Genomic DNA, 22214 nt, shown 5'->3' with positions numbered 1-22214 from the left:
CTTATCAGCATCGATCGTCCAACGTCGTGAACATGGGACGAACCGAAATCGACAACCCCGCGCTGGGCCGGCTGGAGAACTTGAAGTCGGACGTCAATGATCGGCTCCCCACCCTGCGCGATGAGCTGGATAGCATCGCCGAGCGGATCGGGAACGGCAGCGTCTGGTTCGGCGCTCAGGCGCGTGAGTTCTCGGCGGACCTCGACGGCGAGAAGGACCGGCTGAAGAACCGCGCGGACGACCTCCCGGGCGACATCGACGACAAGATCGCCAGCACGCCGGAGACCATCTACGTCTACGAGGGCAACCAGCCGATCTGACCGCCCAGCACACGTATCCGGGCCGCGAGATCACGGCCTTCGCCAACACCACGGTGATCGTCGCCGGCGGTGCCGCTATGCCCGGTGAGGATCCCCACCATGTTTGTCCCCGCCGACGCGACCGCGTTCGAGACCCGCAACGTCCTCTACCACTATGGGCCGGAGAAACTGATCATCGGCAGATTCCGCGCCCTGGGGACGGGGGCGCGGTTCAGCATGAACGGCACCAACCATCGGATGGACGGGCCGTCCACCTTTCCCTTCCCCACGACAACGGCATGATCCTGCCGGGTGTACGAGTCGGTCATGGCGCCATCATCGCCGCCGGTTCCGTCGTCACCGCGGACGTCTCCGACTACGGGATCGTCGGCGGCACCCCGGCCCGCCTCATCCGCACCCGACACGACGACGATGACGTGGCTCGATTGCTGGCGTTGACCTGGTGGGACTGGCCTATGGCGCACATCACAGCGCACCTTGGCACCATCATGTCGGGCAGCGTCGCGGACCTCGAAGCCGCCGCTCCGGCCACGTGATGTGCCTGGCACGCTGAAGTGTCGTGCCTGGCACGCTGAAGTGTCGCAAACGTGCCCTATTTGCCCGTTCTGTGGAGCACTTCAGCGTGCCACGGCCTCGATGCTTAACGTAGAGCTTCCACCGCGCCCGCCACGTCCAACAGGTGGTGCTCGTCGTAGTAGCGCCCGATCAGCTGGACTCCGAACATCCGCTCCGCCGAGGTGGTGCCCGGTGGCACCGACACCGCCGGATGGCCGGTGTGGTTGGCCAGCGACGTGAGCCGCACCATGGCCGCGGTGGCGTCTTCGGGCTGCCCGGCCAGGTCGACGGTGTCCTGCCCAACCAGCGGCGGCTCGATGGCCATCGTGGGCAGGGCGATCGCGTCGACGCCGGCAAGAATGCCGTCCAGGTGGGCCCGGATCGCCGGCCGCTGCCGCTGCGCGGCCACGTACTCTTCTTTGCTGACCGTGTCGCCCGCGGTCAGGCCGTCTCGTAGCGGCGGCGCATATCGCCCCTCCGCCTGGCCGAAACGGCGCCGGTGGTAGGCCGCCATCTCCCCGGACAACACTGGCCAATGTACGGCTTTGACGCCGTCCTGAGCCGGCAGTTCGACGGTGCGCAGCTCGGCGCCGGCATCCCGCAGCGCCTGTAACGTCGCGGCGAACTGCTCGGCGATCGATGGCGCGAGGACAGCCAGGTATTCGTCGTCGGGGACCGCGATCGTCCGCCCGGCCAGGCCGGTACCCGCCGACGGCGCCGCAGCGGTCCCGCCGGCCGCACCCGCCAGAAGCACGTCGAACATCACCCGCACGTCGCCGACGGTGCGGGCCAGCGGGCCGACGTGGTCCAGCGACCACGCCAGTGGCACCACACCCTCCAGGGGCAGCAGGCCGTACGTGGGTTTGAGGCCGACCACACCACAACAGGTGGCCGGGACGCGGATGCTGCCACCGGTGTCGGTGCCGAGCGCCGCGAAGCACATCCCGGCCCGCACCGCCGCACCGGACCCACCGCTGGAGCCGCCGGCGGTGCGTCGTGGATCGATCGGGCTACGCGCCGGGCCCACCGTGGTCAGGGCGAACTCGTCCATGGTGGTGGCGCCGACGATGATCGCTCCGGCCCGCTCGAGGGCGTTGACGACAGCCGCGTCGCGTACCGCGGTGTGCCCCTCCAGCACCCGCGAACCGGCCTCACAACGCCGCCCGGCGACGTCGATCAGGCTTTTGACCGCCACCGGAACCCCGTCGAGTGGGCTCACCGGCGCCCCGGTCGCCAGCCGGTCCTCCGCCGCCCGGGCCCGGTCGAGGGCGGTGTCGCGGTAGACGTCGGCGAAGGCGAACAACTCCTCGTTGCCCGCGTCGATCCGCTGGATCGCGGCCTCGGTGAGCGCCACTGGCGAGATCTCGCCGTGGTCGAGCAGTGGGCGTAGGTGTTCGATGGTCAGGTCCAGCGGGTCGGCCGATGGTGCGGGCCGGTGGTCAGACTGCTGGTTGGACATGGTGACTCCCGTCGTCGGGTGGATTCGGATCACGTGGTGGATGCGGCCCAGACCTCCCGCCCGCCCACCCACGTCGCGCGGACCGGGATGGCGGACAGTTCGTCGAGCGGGACGGCCAGCGGGTCGTCGTCGAGCACGGTGAAGTCGGCGAGGAATCCCGGGGCGAGGCGGCCTTTGATGCCGTCCTCCCCGGAGGCGGCGGCCGAGCCGACGGTGTACACCTCTAGCGCCTCCAGAGGGGTGAGCCGCTGGTCAGCGCCGAGTACGGTGCCGTCGTGGGTGCGCCGGGTGGTCATCGAACGCAGCGCCAGCAGCGGCTCAAGCGGGCCGCACGGGTAGTCGGAGGACCCCGCGACGGTGACCCCGGCGTCCCGGAGCCGGCGGTGCGGCAGCAGCCGTCTGGCCCGTTCGGTTCCGTAGTGGGCTACCAGGTTGTGCCCGTGGTAGTGCACGAATGCGCCGAACGGCACTGGTATCACCCCGAGCCCGCGGATCCGCTCGATGAGGTGATCGTCGACGTCGGAGCAGTGTTCGATGCGGTGCACCTGACCGGGCCGGGCGGGTGTCTCGGCCTGCGCGGCCTCCAGGGCATCGAGCACCTTGGTGATGGCGAGGTCGCCGTTGGCGTGGACGGCCAGCCGGCTGCCGGCCCGGTGCACCAGGTGGATCGCGTCGCGGAGTTCGTCGTCGGTCATCACCTGGATGCCGGTGGTCTCGCCGTGGGTGCCCTGGTAGGGGCGGCTGCACAGGCAGGTCCCGCCGGAGACGGCACCGTCGGCCATCATCTTCACGCCGGTGAAACGCAGCCACGGGTCGCCGAACCCCGACGAGAGCCCCAGCTGCACCGCCGGGTCGAAGAACTCGTACCAGAGCAGCATCCCGATCCGCGCGGTCAAGGCGCCGGCGCCCCGTGCGGCCTGGTACAGCTCCCAGTGCGCCGGGTGTACCAGGGCGTCGCACACCGACGTGAGTCCGGCGGCGTTCATCCGGCCCAGCATCCGCGCCAGCGACGCCACCCGGGCCTCGATGGACGCCGACGGCAACAACCCGGGCCGGTTCCCGTGGCCGAGGTAGCCCTGGGTCCAGGCCCGCTCGTAGAGAACCCCGGTGGGCTGCCCGGCGGCGTCGCGCACCAGTTCCCCGCCCGTCGGGTCGGGGGTGGACGCGTCGTAGCCGGCGGCGGCGAGGGCGGCCGAGTTGGCCACGGCTCCGTGGTACGAGTAGTGGATGATCAGGACCGGATGCTCGGTGGACACCTGATCCAGCAGGTCACGGTCCACGGTCGCCCCGTCGCCGGTCCGCGATACGTCGAAGTTGTGTCCCACCACCCACTCCCCCGGCGGGGTCTGTGCGGCCCGGGCCGCCAGGGCGTCGCGCACCTGACCGGCATCGGTCACCTTGTCCGGGCCGAGGTCCACGTACAGCCCACCGTCGGCGCACAGGCACGGATGAGCGTGTGCGTCGTTCAGACCCGGAACGACGACGGCCGGCCCGACGTCGATCCGTTCGGCACCGGGGAACCGCCCGGCCAGGTCGGCCGCAGCACCGGTGGCGACGATCCGCTCACCGAGCATCACCAGCGCCTCCGGCTGCTCGTCGGTCATCGTGATGATCCGCCGGGCGCGCACGATCCGCGGTACCTGTGCTTCTGTCATGTCAGTCAAGCCTTGGCCTTTCTGCGAGCCTGTTCCTGAGCTGGTCTTCACACCAGCCCCGCCGAGTCGAGCAGCCGGAGCAACGGCACTCCGATCAAGGTGATAACAGTCATCGACATCACGCTGCCGATGAACGGATGGAAGTCACCGGGCAGGCGCAACGCGATGGTCCGGGCCAGCGGGGGTCCGACCAGCGCGCCGCCGAGCGCGGCCAGGATGACCACTCCCCAGCCGCCGCCCAGGTCGATCACCGCGGCCGGGGCCAGCGACACCACCGGGACGAACGTCGGGTACCAGCCGTGTTCGGCCCACCGGTCGGCATGGAACCACACCCCGAAGGCGGCGGCGAGGATTTGTGCGGTGAGCAGGTCGGGGAAGACCCCGGTGCCGTAGGCCGGGCCGAGCACGTTCACCATCCAGGCGGCCAGGATGGCGACGAGTAGTCCGGCCGAGGCCCACTCGTTGCCGTAGAACTGGGCTTCGGTGAAGTCGGCGAGGGCCCGACGAGGCAGCCAGCTGCGCGGCACCGCGGTGGGTGCTGCGGGTACGGCCTCGGTGTTCGGTCGGCTCTCCGGTTCGGCGTCCTCGCGCGCCGCGTCGGTGCCCGGGTCGGTGCCCGCGTCGGTGCCCGCTTGCTCGCCCGGGTCGGAGCTCTTCTGGCGTTCGTCGGTGCGGGTCAGTGAGGGCATCCACGGCAAGTACCGGGCGATGGCGAAGGCGATCAGCGCGCCCGCCCACATCCCCGTGACGTTGCCGATGACGCCGGGCAGGTCGAGCGGGATACAGATGTGATTGACGACGACGAGGGAGACGGGGGTGGTCAACAACGCGCCCAGCGTCGCGGCCGTGGCGGCGACCCGCCAGCCCGGCCCATAGATGAGCACGAGTGCCGGTGGCACGGAGACGAACGGCACGAACGTCGGCTGCCAATCGCCACCGGACAGGCTCCAGCCCCAGATCAGGTTGGACAACAGCAACCCGCCGGTGGCCGCGGCGAACACCCACGGCCATAGGCCGGAGCCGTACGAGATGTCGAAGCCCCGCCAGCGTGAACCGCGCCGGGCCAGCACGTGGGCGACGGCGGCGAGCGCGATCATCGCGACGCCGGCGGCGGCCACCTTGTAGAACTGGGCCTCGGTGGTGTCTCCGGCGATCCATTCCAGCCAGTCGCGCCAGCCTCCGGTGGCTGGCTCGGCACCGGCGGCAGGGTCCCGGCCGAGGTTGTCCTCCAGGGCTTTCATGCCGAGGTTCAACGCCACCGCGGCGACGCAGACGATCCCCAGGATGGGGGCTAGGCGGGTGCGGCGGCTTGCTGCGGTGCGTGTGGCGAGCGACATCAGACCTCCCGGCACGACAGTGTGCAAACGTTTGGCTATAACGTTTGCGCAATCCGACCATGCTAATTTGGCCCTGTCAAGACCTTGACGATGCTCGATGAGGAGATACGTGTGCACGAGGCGCGCGCCGATGATCGTCCGACCGGCGCCGGCGCTGCCCGACGCCGGCCCATGCGTCGTGCCACCCTCAAAACCGTCGCCGAGCTGACCGGTCTCCACGTCTCCACCGTGTCCCGCGTCCTCAACGGCACCAGCACCAACGCGCGGTCCGCCTCGGCCGCCACCGCGGAACGGATCCGGCAAGCCGCCTGCGAGGTCGGCTACGTCCCCGACGCCAGCGCCGCCGGGCTACGTATGCAACGGTCACAACTCGTCGGCGTCGTCATGGCCCGCCTAGCCGACCAAGTGCTGGCCACCATCTACGAGGGCATCGAACACGCCGCACTCCGGCACGGGCTCCAGACCATGGTCACCAACTCGTGGGACGACGCCGACGCACGCAAGGCCAGCGTCGACATGCTGCTGGCCCGGAGGGTCGACGCGGTCATCTTCGGCGACGCGCATGTCGACGGCGCCTTCGTCGCCGAATTCGCCACCCGCGGCGTGCCGTTCGTGCTGGTCAACCGGTACGCCGAGGGGTATCCATCGGTGACGTGTGACGACTACGCCGGCGGCCGGCTCGCCGCGGAGCACCTCATCTCGCTCGGCCACGTCCACGCCGGGGTGCTCGCTGGGCTGCCGTACGCCAGCAACGGCGTCGACCGCACCCGGGGCTTCCGCGACACCTTCACCGAACACGGTCTCCCCGAACCCGAGGCCGTAGCCACCGGTTTCGACGCGGCCAGCGGGGCCCTCGGCGCCGAGCGACTCCTTCAGTCGACGCCTCGCCCCACCGCCATGTTCGCGGTCAGCGACTTCGCCGCCATCGGCGCCATGGGGGTGCTACGCCAGCACTCACTGGTACCGGGCCACCACGTCGCCGTCGTCGGATTCAACGACGTCCCCATCGCCGCCCAACTCACCATCCCGCTGACCAGCGTGCACTCCCCCATGCACGAGGTCGGCTCCCGCGGCGTCGACATGCTGATGGAGGTACTGGACGGCCACCGCCCGGACAGCATCCGGCTCCAGCCTGAGCTGCGGGTTCGAGAGTCGAGCTCCGGTCCTGCCGGTGGTGTCACCGGCACCGGCTAACATGATCGTCGAGCTATCCGGCGGGTGCACTCCGGACCGGACAACGAGACCGAGACGACATGGGCCCAGGTATGAAGCAAACCCACACTCATCGCCGCAATCCCTATACACCCGGGCTCGTTGTGCTCGGGCTGGCCAGCCTCGCCTCCGGCCTGCTCCTGGTCTCCGGCCGGCAGCCGTGGTACACCGAGGTCACCGCGCTGTGGCCGATGTTGGGCGCCGCCCTGGTGTGCCTCGGCGTGCTGGCGTTCCTCGCCCTACTCGTCGCCGGCATGCTCGTCTGGCAGCCGACCACCACAGCCGCTCGCCCAGCCGAGCCACGAGCGGCCAGCACCCCACCGCCGGGTGAGCTCGTCATCCGCAAGAGCACCCCGCCCGGCTGGTACAACGACCCCTTCGGCTCCGGCGAACGCTTCTTCGACGGCATCAACTGGACCGACCGGACCCTGCCACTACCCGTCTCGGCGTAGACGCTGGAGGACACCGTTCTTATGGGCACTACAGTTCCACCCACCCCACCGTCGCAGCCGGACGCGGCCCGCCTCGTCGAAGAGATCCGCGCTGAACTCGAACCCATCGAGCAACGGCTCGCTGGCCACCGGTTCGTCACCGCGCTCACCAACGGCGACGTACCCGCCGACGCGCTACGACAGTTCGCCGCCGAACAACACTGGATCATCTCCGGCGACCGCCGCAGCTTCGCCCACCTCGCCGCGCGGTTCTCCAATGGCCCTGGTGGTGAACTGTTCCTCTCGCTGGCGCAGGGCGAGGGTGTGGCACTCGGCCACCTCGACGGCTTCGCCCGGTGGCTCGACCTCGACCCGGCCCTGCTGGACGACACCGCCCCCACCCCGGGGGCACACGCCTACACCGCCTACGTCTCCTGGCTGGCCCTCAACGGCTCGGCAGCCGACGTCGCCGCCGCCTTCCTCGCCAATCTGCGAGCGTGGGGCATCAACTGCGGGCGGTCCGCGCAGGCCTTACGGGAGCGGTACGGAGCCGACGACGCCGCCGTCGCGTTCTTCGACTTTTTCGCCACCCCGGCCCCCGGCTTCGAGGACGACGCGCTGGCCGTCATCGACCACGGGTTGCGCCGGGGCAGCCCGCCGGGGCGGGCGCTCTCGGCCGCCCGGCTACTCCAGGCGTACGAGTTGATGTTCTGGGACTCCATGGCCGACGCCGCGGACGAGGCCGCGTGATGGCCGCCGCCTCGCCCGTCGGGGGCTCTACCGCGGCCGATCTCGTCACCCTGGCCGACATCCGCGACGCTCAGCAACGCCTCACCGGCGTCGTCGTCCCTACCCCGCTGGTGCCGTGCCCATGGGCGCCCGGTCCTGGCTCGCTGCTCGTCAAACCCGAGTCGCTGCAGGTGATCGGGGCGTTCAAGATTCGCGGCGCTTACAACATGATCGCCGGCCTCAGCCCCGAAGAGCGGGCGCGGGGATTGGTGGCCAGCTCCAGCGGCAATCACGCCCAGGCCGTCGCCTACGCCGCCCGCGAGTTCGCCGCCCACGCCACCATCGTCATCCCCGATGTCGCGGCTCCCCACAAGGTAGCCGCTACCAAGGCGCTCGGCGCCGACGTCGTCCTCGTCCCGCAAGCCGAGCGCGATGTCGCCGTGACCCGGCTGGCCGCCGAACACGGCTACGTCCACGTCCCGCCCTACGATCACGCCGCGATCATCGCCGGGCAGGGCACCGTGGGTGCCGAGATCGCCGCCGCCCGCCCGGACGTCGACCTCGTCCTCGTGCCGGTCAGCGGTGGCGGGCTGCTCTCCGGGGTGGCGACGGCGGTGAAAGCGGCCCACCCGGGTGCACGCGTCGTCGGGGTCGAGCCCGAACTGGCCGCCGACGCCGCCGAGAGTTTCCGCAGCGGCCGGCGGGTCGTCTGGGAGCCGTCGGCTACTCGGCGCACCATCGCCGACGGGCTGCGTACCACGTCGGTCGGTGTCCTGCCGTGGGAGCACATCCGCGCCTACGTGGACGACATCGTCACCGTCACCGACGAGCAGATCATGGCGGCGATGCACGCCCTCGCCGTCCAGGCCAACATCGTCGCCGAACCCAGCGGAGCAGCCGCCGTGGCCGCCTACCTGTTCGCCCGTGACCAGCTCCCGGATGCCGGCCCGGCCAACGACGCGGGCACCACCGTCGCGGTCGTCAGTGGTGGCAACGTCAGCCCCGAGCTGCTATCGCAGATCCTCGCCGACCCCCAGTACACCTCCCTCACCTCCGGGTGATCGTGGCCGGGTGTGGGAGCCGGCCAGCGCTTGCAACACCGGCGAGCAGCCGGCGTCCACCTTCAACGTCGCGAACTCGTCGCCGCGGGTATCACCCCGGTTGAGGATGACCACCGGCCGGCCGCTGCGGGCAGCGTGCCGGACGAACCGCAGCCCCGACAGCACACTCAGCGACGACCCGGCCACCAACAGGGCGGATCCTTCGTCGACGAGGTCATAGGCTTCCTGCACGCGGTCTTTGGGGACGTTCTCGCCGAAGTACACGATGTCGGGTTTGAGCATCCCGCCGCACCACTCGCAGTCGGCCACCTGGAAGTGTTCGGTGGAGGCGACCACGGCGTCCGCGTCCGGCGCGATTTCGACGTCGGCGACCTCCGCGGCAAACGTCGGGTTGAGCGCCGCCAGCCGGGCTGCCAACCGGTCCCGGCTGATCACCCGCCGGCAAGACAGGCAGATCACCCGGTCGAAGCGGCCGTGTAGGTCGATGACCCGACGGCTGCCGGCTACCTCGTGCAACGTATCCACGTTCTGCGTGATCACGCCGGCCACCACGCCAGCTTCCTCCAATGTGGCCAGCGCGTGGTGGCCGGGGTTCGGCCGCACGCCGGACATGTGCCGCCAACCAACGTGGTTGCGGGCCCAGTAGTGCCGCCGGAACGCGACGTCGCCCACGAACTGCTGGTACGTCATCGGTGTCCGCGGCGGTGAATCGGGGCCGCGGTAGTCCGGGATCCCGGAATCGGTGGAGATCCCGGCCCCCGTCAACACGGTCACCGGTCCCGGGCCGAGCACCGCCGCGATGCGTGCGGCAATCGGCCGGGCGTCGTCGATCTCCGCCGTCAAGGTCACCCTTCGAGAGTATTAGCCCTTATCACCGAGGTGGGCGGCCGAATCGGTAGTGCGCCCGCAGCGACCGCTCCCGCTTCTTCCACAACGCGAGCTCCTGTTGCCGCAGCCGCACGTCGGAACGGCGGGCCTGATAGGCGGCCTCGCGCCCGAGTTTGCGCCACCGGGCCAGCCGGCTCTCGTCCAGTTCACCGTCGTCGACCGCGCCGAGCACGGCACAGCCGGGCTCGCTCTGATGGGCGCAGTCCCGGAACCGGCACTGCTCGGCCAGCTCATCGATCTCCGGGAACGCCGCGGCCACGGCGTCCGCGTCGGCGACGAGCCCCACGGCTCGCACCCCCGGCGTGTCGATCACCACACCGCCCCCGGGCAAGACGATCAGCTCCCGGTGAGTGGTGGTGTGCCGCCCCTTGCCGTCCCGCGCCCGGACCTCCCCGGTGTCCATGACCTCCTCCCCGGCCAGGACGTTGACCAGACTCGATTTCCCGGCTCCCGACGGTCCGACGAAGGTCAACGTGGTGTCCGGACGCACGAACGAACGCAGCTGAGCCAGTCCGTCACCCCGCGGCACACTCACCGCGACGACGTCGACGCCCAGGGCGACCGCCGACACGTCGTCGCACATCCCCTCCGGGTCGGGCACCAGGTCGGCTTTGGTCATCACCACCAGCGGCGTGGCACCACTGGCCCAGGCCAGCACGAGGAGCCGCTCGATCCGGCCGAGGTCGGGTTCCGGGTCGAGGTGTTCGACGATGACGACGTAGTCGATGTTGGCCGCTACCGCCTGCCCGTGCGAGGTGCGGTCCGCGCTGTCGCGGACCACCGCTGTGCGGCGAGGCAGGACGACGTCGATGGTGATCCGGGCGTCCGGCCAGTGCCGCAGGCCTACCCAATCGCCCACCGCGGGCAGACTCGAACGGTCCGCGGCCGCGGCCGCCAGCACGTCGCCGCCGTAGCTGGCCTGGATGGTGCCGTCGGCGGTCATCACCTCTGCGCCGCCGCGCTCCACGCGAGATACCCGGGCCGGCTGGTGGGTCCCCGAGTACGGCGCGAAGGTTTCGGCGACGGCGGAGGACCAGCCGACCGCGTCGAGGTGGGAGGCACCGCCGGATGACGCGCCGGTTGGGCGTCGTTGTTGAGGGTCGAGACGTCGTTGTTGAGGGTCGAGATCGGCACGCTGAGAATTCAGTGGTTGAGACATGGGTGAGCCTTTGCTGGAAGGGGGATCCCCCACCGGCGTCCAGGACGGCTCAGCGGCGGCGGATCCTCGAGGTGAACGGATTCCGGGCACTAACAAGCACGGTCATCGCCACTCACCTCCTCACGTCGTACGCCTCATATCGGACGTTGACACCGTATCCGGATCCGCCCGCCGCTGTCGCGGGATTTTCCGAGCCAGGGCTTGGCACGCTGGAGTGCTCCACAAACTGGACATACCACCCACGCGGGTGACACCTCAGCGTGCCAGGCGCAACACCTCAGCGTGCCAGGCGAGCACCCACCATTCCCACCGCGCGGGCACCGAGATCGCAACCAGCCCGCAACGCGGCCGCCACGCCGTCGCCCGCGCACCACGCCCGCAGCACACCGGCCGCGAACGCGTCACCGGCGCCGGTGGTGTCCACGACGTCCACCACCCGGCCGGGTTCGCGTCGTACCCCGTCGTCGCCGGCCCACACCGCTCCCCCGGCGCCCAGCTTCACCACCACCGACCCACCAACCCGGCCGGCGAGCCGGGTAGCCTGCTCGACCGGATCACCAGGACCGGCGAGCACATCGGCCTCGGCCGCGTTCGCGAACAGCACGTCCACCCCGGCCACCCACTCCAGGAACTCCGCCGCCACCTCCCGCAGCGGTATCGCCGACGACGCGTCGACGCTGGTCGTCAGGCCGCCCGCCCGGGCACTCGCCAACGCCGCCAGGCCGGCCGGACGCGACTCGAGATCCAGCAGCACATAACCGGACAAATGCAGATGACGTGACCTACTAGCCTTCACCGCAGCGACCACCCGGCTGGCCTCCAGCCCGCGGTTCGCGCCCCGGTCGCTGATCATGGTGCGGTCCGCGGAGTGGGCCAACACGATCACGCTGCCCGTGGCCCGGTCGGGGCACACCGTCACGTCGGTCCGCACCCCAGCCGCCTGAAGTTCCGCGAGCCGGGCCTGGCCGGGCTGGTCGTCTCCCACGGCACCCACCAGGGTCACCTCGACCCCCTCGGCGGCCAGCCAGGCCGCGGTGTTCGCCGCCTGTCCGCCGCCGGCGACCCGGATGGTCGCCGGTGTGTCCGAGCCGGGTGCGGGATCCCCGGCCATCAGGGCCAGGACGTCGGTGACGATGTCGCCGACGACGATCACGTGCGCTCACTGGCCGCCGCGACGGCGATCCGGGCCGCCAGCGCCGCGTTGGCGAGGATCACCCGGACGTTGGTGGCGAGGCTGGCGCCGTCGGTGGCGCGGTGGAAATGGTCGAGCAGCACGGGTGTGACGTCTTTACCGGTCACCTGGTCACGTTCGACGATCGCCAGCCCCTCGGCGAGCACCTTGTCATGGAGCTCGCGGTCGAGCTGTTCGGCCTCGGGCAACGGGTTGGACACCACGAGGGCGGCCCGGCTGACCCCGAGCCGACGCTGGGCGTGCCAGGCGGCGGCCACCTCCTCCGGAGTGTCCAGCCGCCAGTCGAGGTCGTGGCCGCCGTCGGTGACGAAGAACCCGGCGAACCGTTCGGTGCCGTATCCGACCACCCCGACACCCAGCGTCTCCAGCCTCTCCAGGGTGGCGCCGACGTCCAGAATCGACTTCACCCCGGCGCAGACCACCACGATCGGCGTGGATGCGAGTGTGCTGAGGTCGGCCGACTCGTCGAAGGTGTGATTCGCCTCCCGGTGGACACCACCCAGCCCGCCGGTGGCGAACACCGCGATCCCCGCGGCGGCGGCCACCGCGCCGGTGCCGGCTACCGTCGTCGCTCCATCCGCACCCTTGGCCGTCGCCACCGCGAGATCGCGGATAGACAACTTGTGGACGTCATCGCTGGTCGCCAACCGGGTGAGGGCGGCGTCGTCGAGGCCGACCCGCAGCCGCCCCTCGACCATGCCGATGGTGGCCGGCACCGCGCCGTGGTCGCGTACCGCCTGTTCGATCTCGCGGGCGACCCGGAGGTTGTCCGGCCGGGGCAGGCCGTGGGAAATGATGGTGCTCTCTAGTGCGACGACGGGGGCACCGGCCGCCAGGGCGGCGCGCACCTCGTCGCTGATGTCGAATATCGGTTCTGGCACATCACGGACGCTACCTCGTCAGCCCCGCCTGTGCCGCGTACGGTGAGGTCATGGCTGCCACGCACGAGGTGACCAACCAACCCCCACCACTGGCCGGCTACGACGCCTTCGCCGCCGACGCCGCCCTCGCCGAGTCCGTCGCCCGTTACGGGTCCACCGCCGAGAAAGACCGTCTGCACGAGATCGGACGGCTGACCGGGTCGGCCGAAGCGCGCCAGTGGGCCCGCGATGCCGACACCCATCCCCCCGTGCTGCGTACCCACGACCGCTACGGCCATCGCATCGATGAGGTCGAGTTCCATCCGTCGTGGCACCGATTGATGGACGTCGCCGTCCGCAGCGGTCTGCACGCCGCGCCCTGGGCCAGCCAGCACCAGCAGGCCCACGCCATTCGGGCGGCCGGGTTCCTGCTGTGGACCCAGGTCGAGGCGGCCCACCTGTGCCCCATCTCCATGACCTACGCCGCCGTGCCCGCACTACGCACCGACCCCGATCTCGCCGGTTTCTGGGAGCCGCTGCTGGCCGCACCGGTCTATCAGCCCGGGTTGCGGCCGCCGGCGGAGAAGGCAGGTGTCCTCGCCGGCATGGCGATGACGGAGAAGCAGGGCGGTTCCGACGTCCGGGCCAACACCACCCGCGCCGAACCCGTCGGCGGCGGCTGGTACGAGATCACCGGACACAAGTGGTTCTGCTCCGCGCCGATGAACGACGTCTTCTTGATGCTGGCCCAGGCGCCGGACGGGCTCAGCTGTTACGTCGTTCCCCGCATTCTCGACGACGGCAGCCGCAACCCGATCCGGCTGCAACGGCTGAAGGACAAACTCGGCAACCGCGCCAACGCCTCAGCCGAGATCGAACTCGACGGCGCGTACGGCCGGCTGCTCGGACCGGAGGGGCGCGGGGTGGCCACCATCATCGAGATGGTCGCCGCCACCCGCCTCGACTGCGTGCTGGGCTCGGCCGCGCAGATGCGACGTGCGCTCAGCGAGGCGTTGTGGCACACCACCCACCGCTCCGCGTTCGGAACCAAACTCGACGACGCACCCTTGATGCAGGCGGTGCTGGCCGACCTCGCGGTCGAGTCCGAGGCGGCCACCACGCTGGCGATGCGCCTGGCCCACAGCGTCGACGAGGCGCAGCACCCCCACGAGAGCGCGCTGCGCCGGATCGGGTTGCCGCTGGCGAAGTTCTGGGTGTGCAAACGTACTCCGCACGTGGTCGTGGAGGCATTGGAATGCCTGGGCGGCAACGGGTACGTCGAAGACAGCGACCTGCCACGGCTGTACCGGGAGGCGCCGCTCAACTCGATCTGGGAGGGCGCCGGCAACATCCAGGCACTCGACCTGCTGCGGGTGCTGGCCCGCGAATCCGAGTCGGTGGCGGCGTGGCGGGCCGAGATAGAGCTGGCCCTGGACTCCGGGCGAGCCGAGACCCAGCTGCTGCGGAGTGGTCTCGACGACGTGGACGCTCTGCTGCGAGCCGCGGCCGCCGATCCGGACCGTGCGGTCCGGCAAGCCCGTCTCCTCGCCGGCCGGATGGCGACCTTGCTGCAGGCGTCGTTGCTGATCCGGTTTGCGCCTCCGGCCGTCGCCGACGTGTTCTGCTCGACCCGGATGGACGCCACCCACGGCGTCTTCGGACTACAACCCGGTGGGGCCGACGTTCGCGCCGTCGTCGATCGTGCCGGCGGTGGACTGAGCAGCGCGCTTCTCCGGTGATCATTGGCTTTTGACTACCGGATCCGGTAGTCAAAAGCCAATGATCACCGGGAGGGGTGGGGATCGCTGCCACTATTTGAGACGCCGCGGTCCGAATGATGGACAGTGGTTCGTGATATCCACGACACCATGCGACGATAACTGTCATGTTGCACGCGTCGATGCTCTACCTCGTGGTCCGCCGCCACGTAGACCTCAGGCGCGTCGCCAGCATGATGTGTCTGACCAGCTGACCCCGCCCGTGATCATTTCCGGGCGCTCGGACGTGTCGGCTAATCGGTCACCGTCGATCTGACCCGCGCGGACGTGCGTCCCCGACTCCTCGAGGACGAGATCTCCCCCATGCCAGCGAGCAACGTCGACATTCCCCGCCGCCCCCGCGGTGAAGGCCAGTGGGCGTTCGGCCATCTCGAGCCGCTCAACCCCAACGAGCGGGTCAAGAAGGACGACGACGGTCTCAACGTCCGCGCCCGGATCGAGAACATCTACAGCAAACGCGGCTTCGCCAGCATCGACCCGCAGGACCTGCGCGGGCGGTTCCGCTGGTACGGCCTGTACACCCAGCGCCGTCCAGGCATCCCCGGCGGCCGGACCGCCGTGCTCGAGCCACACGAACTCGACGACGAGTACTTCATGCTGCGCATCCGTAGCGACGGCGGCGCACTCTCCACCGAACAGCTACGGGTCATCGCCGACATCTCCACCACCTACGGCCGCGACACCGCCGACGTCACCGACCGGCAGAACATCCAGTTGCACTGGATCCGGGTGGAAGACGTCCCGGCCATCTGGGAGAAGCTCGAAGCCGTCGGGTTGTCCACCATGGAGGCCTGTGGCGACACCCCGCGGGTCATTCTGGGCTCCCCCGTCGCCGGCATCGCCGCCGACGAGGTCCTCGACCCCGAATGGGCGATCGAGGAGATCCAGAACCGGTACATCGGCTCACCGGAGTTCTCCAACCTGCCTCGTAAATTCAAGTCGGCGATCAGCGGCTTGCCGGACGTGTCCCACGAGACCAACGACATCTCCTTCATCGGCGTGCAGCACCCCGACCACGGGCCGGGGCTCGACCTGTGGGTGGGCGGCGGCCTGTCCACCAACCCGAAGCTGGCCGTCCGCCTGGGCACCTGGATCCCGCTGGACGAAGTTCCCGACGTCTGGGCCGGCGTCACCCGGATCTTCCGCGACTACGGCTACCGCCGGCTACGGCACCGTGCCCGGCTGAAGTTCCTCGTCGACGACTGGGGCCCGGAGAAGTTCCGCGAAGTTCTCGAATCCGACGAGTACCTCGGGCGCAAACTGATCGACGGCCCCGCTCCCCCGGTACCCGAACATCCCTATGACCACGTCGGCGTCCACCAGCAGAAAGACGGACGTTTCTACGTCGGTGTGGCGCCGCTGGTCGGCCGGGTCTCCGGAGCCACCCTGGCCACCCTGGCCGACGTCGCCGAAGCACACGGTTCCACCCGGGTCCGGCTCACGCCGTACCAGAAACTCGTGGTGCTCGACGTCGACCCCGACTCGGTCGAACCGCTGGTCGCCGCGCTCGACGCGATCGGCTTGCAGGCCCGCCCCAGCGTGTTCCGCCGCGGCACCATGGCCTGCACCGGGCTGGAGTACTGCAAACTAGCCATCGTCGAAACCAAAGGCCTGGCCGCCGACACCGTCGCCGAACTCGAGAAACGGCTCTCCGACGTCAACGACCAGCTCGACGTCCCCATCACGCTCAACGTCAACGGCTGCCCCAACTCCTGTGCTCGGATCCAGGTGGCCGACATCGGGCTGAAAGGCCAGATCGTCAAAGGTGGCGAAGGTTTCCAGGTGCATCTGGGCGGGGGCATCGGCCTCGACGCCGGGTTCGGCCGCAAACTGCGCGGCCACAAAGTGACCGCCGCCGATCTGCCGGCCTATGTGGAACGCCTGGTGCGCGGCTTCCTCAACCAGCGTGAACCCGGCGAGCGGTTCGCCCAGTGGGTAGCCCGAGCCGAGGAGGCCGACCTGCAATGACGACGACACGAGCGGCCATCCTGCACTGCCCGTTCTGTGGTGAGGAAGATCTCCACCCCGTAGAGGAACACGGGGCCTGGGAATGCCGCTCTTGTCTGCGTGTCTTCTCGGTAAAGATGCTCGGCTTGTCCACGCGAAGGGGTGCTCGATGACCGTCACGACAGCAGAGCCGCTGGAAGAACTAGCCATCGACGCCGCGCGGGAGCTCGAAGGTGCTCCCGCCGGTGAGATCGTCCGCTGGGCGCACGAGACGTTCGGCGAGAAGTTCGCGGTCACCGCGTCCATGGCCGACGGTGTGCTCTCTCACGTCGCGTCGCAGGCAGTGCCGGGCATCAAGGTGCTGTTTCTCGACACCGGCTACCACTTCGCCGAAACCATCGGCACCCGCGACGCGATCGCGTCGGCGTACAACATCGAGGTGGAGACCATCACCCATCCGCTCCGGGTGCCAGAACACGAAGCCGAATATGGCAAGCTTTATCAGATCGACCCCGACCTGTGCTGCGCCATCCGCAAGGTATGGCCCTTGGACCGCGCCCTCGCGCCGTATGACGCGTGGGCCGGTGGGGTGCGCCGGGCGGAGTCGCCCAGCCGGGCCGACGCCCCCGTCGTCGCCTGGGACCCCAAGCGTCGCAAGGTCAAGGTGAACCCGCTGGCCACCTGGACCGACGATGACGTCGACACCTACGTCGCCACCCACGACATCCTGATCAACCCCCTCAAGTCGATCGGCTACCTCTCCATCGGCTGCGAGCCGTGCACCCGTCCCGTCGCCCCCGGGGAAGACCCGCGGGCCGGCCGCTGGGCCGGACGGGCCAAAACCGAATGCGGGATCCACCTCTAGTGAGCGGCTTACCCAACCCCGACCCGGTGATCGTTGACGGATCTGCGTCGTTATCCGCTGCCAAAACCCCAGGTGGGCTGCGCGGACAACAACCTGAATCAGGCAACGATCACAGGCGGTATCCGTTGCTGCTCGACCTGCGCGGACGTCGCGTCGTCGTTGTTGGTGGTGGTCCGGTGGCGGCCCGCCGGGCCGAGGCGCTGGCCGACGCCGGCTCCGACCTCGTCGTCGTCGCACCCGCCGTCTGTGAACCGCTGGCGGACCTGATCGCCGACGGGTGCGCGTCCTGGCAGCCCCGGCAGTACCGCTCCGCCGACCTCGACGGCGCCTGGCTGGTCCACACGGCCACCGGCGACCACGATGTCGACGCTGCGGTAGCCGCCGAAGCCGAGGCGGCCCGGGTGTGGTGTGTCCGCGCGGACGACGCAGCCGCGTCCGCCGCGTGGACCCCAGCCGTTGCCCGGGTGGGCGACGTCGTCGTCGCCGTCAGCGGTGGCGGCGATCCCGGCCGGGCCCGGGCGCTGCGCAACTCCGTTCAAGCCGCGCTGGAAAGCGGCGACCTCCCGTTGCGGCCAGTGCGCGGCGGCGGCGCCGGCAGCGTCGCGCTGGTCGGTGGTGGCCCAGGTGATCCGGGGCTCATCACCGCTCGCGGACGGCAACTGCTGGCCAGCGCGGACGTCGTCGTCGTCGACCGGCTCGCCCCGCGTGCACTGCTGGACGACCTCGACGACGACGTCATCGTGGTCGACGTCGGCAAAACCCCCGGCCACCACCCCGTACCGCAGGACGAGATCAACCGGCTACTCGTCGAACACGCCCAGGCCGGCCGCCGAGTGGTCCGGCTCAAAGGTGGCGACCCGTTCGTGCTCGGCCGCGGCGGCGAGGAAGCCCTGGCCTGCCGCGAGGCTGGCGTTCCGGTGCAGGTCGTGCCGGGTGTCACCAGCGCGGTCTCGGTGCCCGCGGCCGCCGGGATCCCGGTGACCCACCGCGGCCTGTCCAAGCAGTTCACCGTGGTATCCGGGCACGAGGGCCTCGATTGGCCGTCACTGGCGGCATCCCAGGGCACACTGGTGTTCCTGATGGGGGTCTCGCTGCTCGCCGACACGGCGGCGAACCTGGTGGCCGCCGGGATGGCCGCCACGACGCCGGCCGCGGTGGTAGAAGACGGCTACGGTCCCCGTCAGCGGCTGACCACCGGTACGTTGGCCGACATCGCCGACCGCGCCGCCGCGGTGGGCGCCAAGCCGCCCGCGGTGATCGTCGTCGGCGATGTCGTCAACGTCGCCACCCCTCCCCCCGTGTGCACCTGATCTCCGTTTTGACGCCTGATCGTTTTCGTGGCGACGATCAGATGCACGGTGGTGGCGACGGTCAGGGTCGACACGCGGTAGCCGCGTCTGATCGTCTCCACGATGTGGATGCGATGTGGAACGGCGAGCGATCAGATGCATGAACCGTCGATTGGCGTCCGGTAGCGCATCTGATCGCGTCGCGATGGCCCTTGGCAGACGTGCGCGGCCCGCGGGTGCCCGTTGTGAACGAGGGACTGGAGCGGCGGACGAGGCCTGGTGCGCTGACCGCTTGTTGGGCGTGGGTGAAATGTCGCAGTTGTGGAGGCCGCCAACGCACCACCCCCGGGCCTGACTCACCGGGCTGCCCCGGTGAACCCTGGACAAACCTCTGGGGAAGTCGGCGCCACATCCGCCCGGCAGGCGAACGCCGCATCCGCTTAGCACGGTGCCGACTCGGAAGGATCAGATGCGCTACCGGACGCCATGCGACGGTTCGCGCATCTGATCACCAGGCGTCCCACATCGTGGCGACGATCAGGTGGGGCTACCTCACGTCGACGCTGGCCGTCGCCACCACCGTGCATCTGATCGTCGCCACGAAAACGATCAGGCGTCAAAACGGAGATCAGGTGCACAACGGGGCGGGTGGCGGCGGTGCTCACATTGGACGGACACGCCACGGTCGTGTCCGGGCTGCTCAGCCAGCCCGGCAGCCGTCCCGGACACGACCGTGTCGTGCTCCTGCGGTCAGATCAGTAAGCGCACTGCTGCGGGAACTGCGAACACCGGGTGATGGCCCGGCCCTGTGGCGGGATGTCCATCCAGCGGTCGGGGTCGACGTCGCTCAGGGTGCCGTTGGCGATGGCGTCGGTGATGGCCCGTAGCCCGACGACGTTCTGGTTGATCAGGTAGCCGCGGCTCTTCTGGCCGATGCCGCCTCGGGTCTCGAAGAACATCGCGTTGGTGCGCCAGTCGGCGTATTCGCCGTTCGGTCCCGGTGCGTTGAGCATGGAGGCTGAGGTGACGCCTTCCGGGATGTTGATGTACGGGTACCGGGTGACGTTCACCGCGCCGTGGCGGCCGGCGGCGTCGGCGGCGACGACGGCCATCTGCCGCACGGCGTCCCATTGCGCCGGCTCCAGCATGCCTTCGTCCAGCGAGATGCCCATCGAGAAGGTGGTCATGTCGTCGGTGTCGTCGACGTAGTAGGTGCCCTGGTGGTGGAGGTCGATCATGTAGTGCGGCTTGAAGTCGGCCCATAGGTACCAGTGCGCCTGCGATTCCACGGCGCGGTGCCGGGTGTAGTTCTGGAACACCGACTCCGGCAGCGGCGACAGGCCCCGTCCCACTCGGATGGTGTTGACGAGATCGAAGGCCTCGCGGTCGACACCCCAGTCGCGGTTGAGGTCGATGCGGTGGGTGGTGTCCTGGCGGATGTAGGCCTCGTATCCGTCGGGATTGTAGAGCGGGATGATGACGAACGTGATCTCGTCTAAGACGGCCCGGGCGTGTTTGTTGCCGGTGGCGAGGTGTTTGAGGAAGGCCAGCGACGCCTCGGCGCCGTAGGGCTCGTTGCCGTGGATGCGGCCCTGGATCCAGACTCGGGTGTCGCCGGTGCCGATGTGGGCGACGCTGAGTGAGCGCCCTTCTCCGCTGACGCCGATCTCTTCGACGGTGACGGCGCCCTTGCTGCGCGCTTCGATCGCGCGAAGTTCGGCTTGGACGTCGTCGTAGCTCAGTAGTGACGAGCGGTTCGGGTCACCTTGATTGGGTGGGACGTGTGGGCCGCCGGGGTTGGCGGAGGCCGCGGTAGCGACGGCGACCGACCCAGCGAGCAGTGTGAGGACCATCAACCAGACGCTCAACATCGGATGACGACGGCGCGGACGGCTCATGGAGATCCCTTCTGTCGGTTGTACACCAACGAATCATCGGGCCTATGACGTATATCACGCGGCCGTCACGAAAAGTCAATACCGTGCCCACGGTGAGTGACATATCCACTAGTGCGGACACATGAGAAGGCCCGCCTGCCAAGGAAACAGCAGGCGGGCCTTTCACCTCGGCGCCGACCCCCGCGGGATCGCGAATACGTGCGGCGTCAGGCGCAGGGTGCGGTGTACTCGAACGCGTCAGCGGTCTCGCCGGTCACTCCGGCTTCGACCGGCGTGACACCGAGCGCGGCGTCGTCGTCCGGCCGGTTGATCACCGCGGTCCGGATCGCACTCTCGTCCCGGTCACCGCCGAACGTCGCGTCCGGCAGCATGCCTTCGTAGTCAACCTGCAGACCGTCGACGACGGACCGCAGCCCGGCCCGGGTCAGGTCCTCGTTGGCCACAGCCGCTTCCAGAGCCGCCTTGATCGGGTACGACCACACCCAGCCGAAGATGAAGCCCTCGTTGTCCGGCAAATTGTCGCCTACCGTCTCCCGCATCGCCTCGTGGCCAGGGGTGTCCGCCTCCCAGCCTTCCCACGGGGCGATGTGCAGGTAGGCCGCCTTCAGCGCGTCGGCCGCCGGCGACCCCAGCAAGGCCGGGTTCCACGTCGGTACCGACCCGAGGAACTGACCCTCGAAGCCGTTCGCCATCGAACCGCCGACGATCGCCGCGGCCTCCGCCGGGCCAACCGCCAGCATAACAACGTCCGCCCCGCTACCGACGACCTGCCCGATCGCCGCGTCTTGTGAGCCGACGACGGCATCCGGCGCCGTCTCGACCCAGCCGACGAACTCGGCGTCGTTGGCCTCGGCCCACGCCTCGACCCCGGCAGCCGAGTCACCGCCGTAGTCACCCGGGTATCCGACGGCCAACACCGACGACGGCGGGGCCACGTTGCCACTCACCCAGTCCAGCCCGATCTGCGACTCGATGCAGTACGAATAACCCGACTCCAGGATCAACCCTTGATCGGCGTCCTCGAAGTGCCACCCGGACCACCATGTCGCCGGTGCGCCGATGACGTTGTCGCTGTCCATGTCGGACAGGATCGCCTCGGTCGGCTCGGTGCCAAGGGTCTGTGCCAACGCCAGCACGTTCGGTTCGATCTCCCGGTACCGGGCGCTGTGTTCCTGCGGGTCGTACAGGGTGTCGCGGGTGTAGGTGGAGATGTCGACGTCGAACCCGCCGATCCCGCCGTCCTCGTTCACTCGCTGCCAGAAAGCCTCCTGGCCAGCGGTGATCGGGATGGCCAGCGCGGCGAACGGCCCCTCGCTGAGGTCGGACAGCACCCCCAGGTAGATACACCCGTTGTCGGGGTTGACGCCGGCCGGACACGCCTCCTCGGTCACGCCGAGGTCGAACGCCAGCCCGTCGGGCTCGTCCTCCGGCGGATCGTCGGGATCATCCGGGTCCTCTTCGACGGTGCCCGGGTCGTCCGGCTCACCGTCGTCGTCGTCCACCGCGCAGCCGGCCGCGACCAGGGCGACCACCCCGAACGCGGCGACCATGCCCCGTGCCTTGCTGCTCGTCATTGAGC

General features: G+C 69.6%; 19 protein-coding genes and 1 pseudogene. 11 read left to right on the top strand and 9 right to left on the bottom strand.

What is annotated here, in order from left to right; translation table 11 throughout:
• The first annotated feature begins 32 nt into the window (after window positions 1-32).
• Window positions 33-320, top strand: a complete 288-nt coding sequence (locus tag G8760_RS18955; RefSeq protein ID WP_166354026.1) for a hypothetical protein — start codon at window positions 33-35, stop codon at window positions 318-320.
• A gap of 108 nt (window positions 321-428) precedes the next feature.
• Window positions 429-856, top strand: a pseudogene (locus G8760_RS30915) (CatB-related O-acetyltransferase); the annotation flags it as partial.
• A gap of 104 nt (window positions 857-960) precedes the next feature.
• Here G8760_RS30915 and G8760_RS18945 read toward each other — a convergent pair.
• The 3 genes from G8760_RS18945 to G8760_RS18935 are packed head-to-tail and all read right to left on the bottom strand — an operon-like array spanning window position 961 to window position 5326.
• On the bottom strand, window positions 961-2334 hold the full coding sequence (locus tag G8760_RS18945) for an amidase (protein ID WP_166354024.1): 1374 nt from the start codon (window positions 2332-2334) through the stop codon (window positions 961-963).
• Window positions 2335-2363: 29 nt separating this feature from the next.
• Window positions 2364-3989, bottom strand: coding sequence for an amidohydrolase (locus G8760_RS18940; RefSeq protein ID WP_166354022.1), 1626 nt, complete (start codon window positions 3987-3989; stop codon window positions 2364-2366).
• Between the two features lie 47 nt (window positions 3990-4036).
• Entirely contained in the window at window positions 4037-5326 is a 1290-nt protein-coding gene (locus tag G8760_RS18935; RefSeq protein ID WP_166354020.1) for a hypothetical protein, read from the bottom strand.
• A gap of 111 nt (window positions 5327-5437) precedes the next feature.
• Here G8760_RS18935 and G8760_RS18930 point away from each other — a divergent pair, with 111 nt between their 5' ends.
• From G8760_RS18930 to G8760_RS18915, 4 genes are all read left to right on the top strand, one after another.
• Window positions 5438-6520 (top strand): LacI family DNA-binding transcriptional regulator, encoded by a 1083-nt coding sequence (locus tag G8760_RS18930; RefSeq protein ID WP_207782502.1) that lies wholly within the window; start codon window positions 5438-5440, stop codon window positions 6518-6520.
• A 71-nt stretch (window positions 6521-6591) separates the two neighbouring features.
• Window positions 6592-6990 (top strand): DUF2510 domain-containing protein, encoded by a 399-nt coding sequence (locus tag G8760_RS18925; RefSeq protein ID WP_166354018.1) that lies wholly within the window; start codon window positions 6592-6594, stop codon window positions 6988-6990.
• Window positions 6991-7011: 21 nt separating this feature from the next.
• A complete protein-coding gene (locus tag G8760_RS18920) occupies window positions 7012-7719 on the top strand; it encodes a thiaminase II/PqqC family protein (RefSeq protein WP_166354016.1) in 708 nt (235 codons plus the stop codon).
• The gene (locus G8760_RS18915) at window positions 7719-8759 is read left to right on the top strand and encodes a threonine ammonia-lyase (RefSeq protein ID WP_166354014.1); all 1041 of its coding nucleotides are present in this window, start codon (window positions 7719-7721) and stop codon (window positions 8757-8759) included. The genes G8760_RS18920 and G8760_RS18915 overlap by 1 nt, the downstream gene beginning before the upstream one ends.
• On the opposite strand, the gene G8760_RS18910 is transcribed toward G8760_RS18915, so the two are convergent.
• The 4 genes from G8760_RS18910 to G8760_RS18895 all read right to left on the bottom strand — a co-directional run bounded on the left by G8760_RS18910 (window position 8709) and on the right by G8760_RS18895 (window position 12879).
• Complete coding sequence (locus G8760_RS18910; protein WP_246222608.1) at window positions 8709-9608, bottom strand: NAD-dependent protein deacetylase; 900 nt, start codon at window positions 9606-9608, stop codon at window positions 8709-8711. The genes G8760_RS18915 and G8760_RS18910 overlap by 51 nt on opposite strands.
• Window positions 9609-9630: 22 nt before the next feature.
• Window positions 9631-10806 (bottom strand): ribosome small subunit-dependent GTPase A, encoded by a 1176-nt coding sequence (rsgA, locus tag G8760_RS18905; RefSeq protein ID WP_207782501.1) that lies wholly within the window; start codon window positions 10804-10806, stop codon window positions 9631-9633.
• A 277-nt stretch (window positions 10807-11083) separates the two neighbouring features.
• The gene (locus G8760_RS18900) at window positions 11084-11917 is read right to left on the bottom strand and encodes a carbohydrate kinase family protein (protein ID WP_343074425.1); all 834 of its coding nucleotides are present in this window, start codon (window positions 11915-11917) and stop codon (window positions 11084-11086) included.
• Between the two features lie 38 nt (window positions 11918-11955).
• Entirely contained in the window at window positions 11956-12879 is a 924-nt protein-coding gene (locus tag G8760_RS18895; RefSeq protein WP_166354010.1) for a pseudouridine-5'-phosphate glycosidase, read from the bottom strand.
• Between the two features lie 50 nt (window positions 12880-12929).
• Between G8760_RS18895 and G8760_RS18890 the strand changes: the two genes are divergently transcribed.
• From G8760_RS18890 to cobA, 5 genes are all read left to right on the top strand, one after another.
• Window positions 12930-14597 (top strand): acyl-CoA dehydrogenase family protein, encoded by a 1668-nt coding sequence (locus tag G8760_RS18890; protein ID WP_166354008.1) that lies wholly within the window; start codon window positions 12930-12932, stop codon window positions 14595-14597.
• Between the two features lie 146 nt (window positions 14598-14743).
• Window positions 14744-14830, top strand: coding sequence for a putative leader peptide (locus G8760_RS31180; protein ID WP_425502361.1), 87 nt, complete (start codon window positions 14744-14746; stop codon window positions 14828-14830).
• Between the two features lie 109 nt (window positions 14831-14939).
• Window positions 14940-16604 (top strand): nitrite/sulfite reductase, encoded by a 1665-nt coding sequence (locus G8760_RS18885; protein WP_166354006.1) that lies wholly within the window; start codon window positions 14940-14942, stop codon window positions 16602-16604.
• 148 nt (window positions 16605-16752) lie between these two features.
• Window positions 16753-17448 carry a phosphoadenylyl-sulfate reductase gene (locus G8760_RS18880; protein WP_166354004.1) on the top strand — a complete coding sequence of 232 codons (696 nt, stop codon included), beginning with the start codon at window positions 16753-16755 and terminating at the stop codon, window positions 17446-17448.
• Window positions 17449-17573: 125 nt separating this feature from the next.
• Window positions 17574-18758 (top strand): uroporphyrinogen-III C-methyltransferase, encoded by a 1185-nt coding sequence (cobA, locus tag G8760_RS18875; RefSeq protein WP_246222607.1) that lies wholly within the window; start codon window positions 17574-17576, stop codon window positions 18756-18758.
• A 734-nt stretch (window positions 18759-19492) separates the two neighbouring features.
• Here the strand turns inward: cobA and G8760_RS18870 are convergent.
• Together G8760_RS18870 and G8760_RS18865 are read right to left on the bottom strand one after the other, a co-directional pair.
• The gene (locus G8760_RS18870; protein WP_166354000.1) at window positions 19493-20635 is read right to left on the bottom strand and encodes a M14 family metallopeptidase; all 1143 of its coding nucleotides are present in this window, start codon (window positions 20633-20635) and stop codon (window positions 19493-19495) included.
• 206 nt (window positions 20636-20841) lie between these two features.
• Complete coding sequence (locus G8760_RS18865; protein WP_166353998.1) at window positions 20842-22209, bottom strand: ABC transporter substrate-binding protein; 1368 nt, start codon at window positions 22207-22209, stop codon at window positions 20842-20844.
• Window positions 22210-22214 lie beyond the last annotated feature (5 nt).

It is taken from the genome of Phytoactinopolyspora limicola, assembly GCF_011320225.1.
In the GTDB taxonomy this organism is placed as follows: Bacteria; Actinomycetota; Actinomycetes; order Jiangellales; family Jiangellaceae; genus Phytoactinopolyspora; species Phytoactinopolyspora limicola.
The sequence above is the reverse complement of the archived record's forward strand: the minus strand, read 5'-3'. Positions and strand labels throughout refer to the sequence as shown.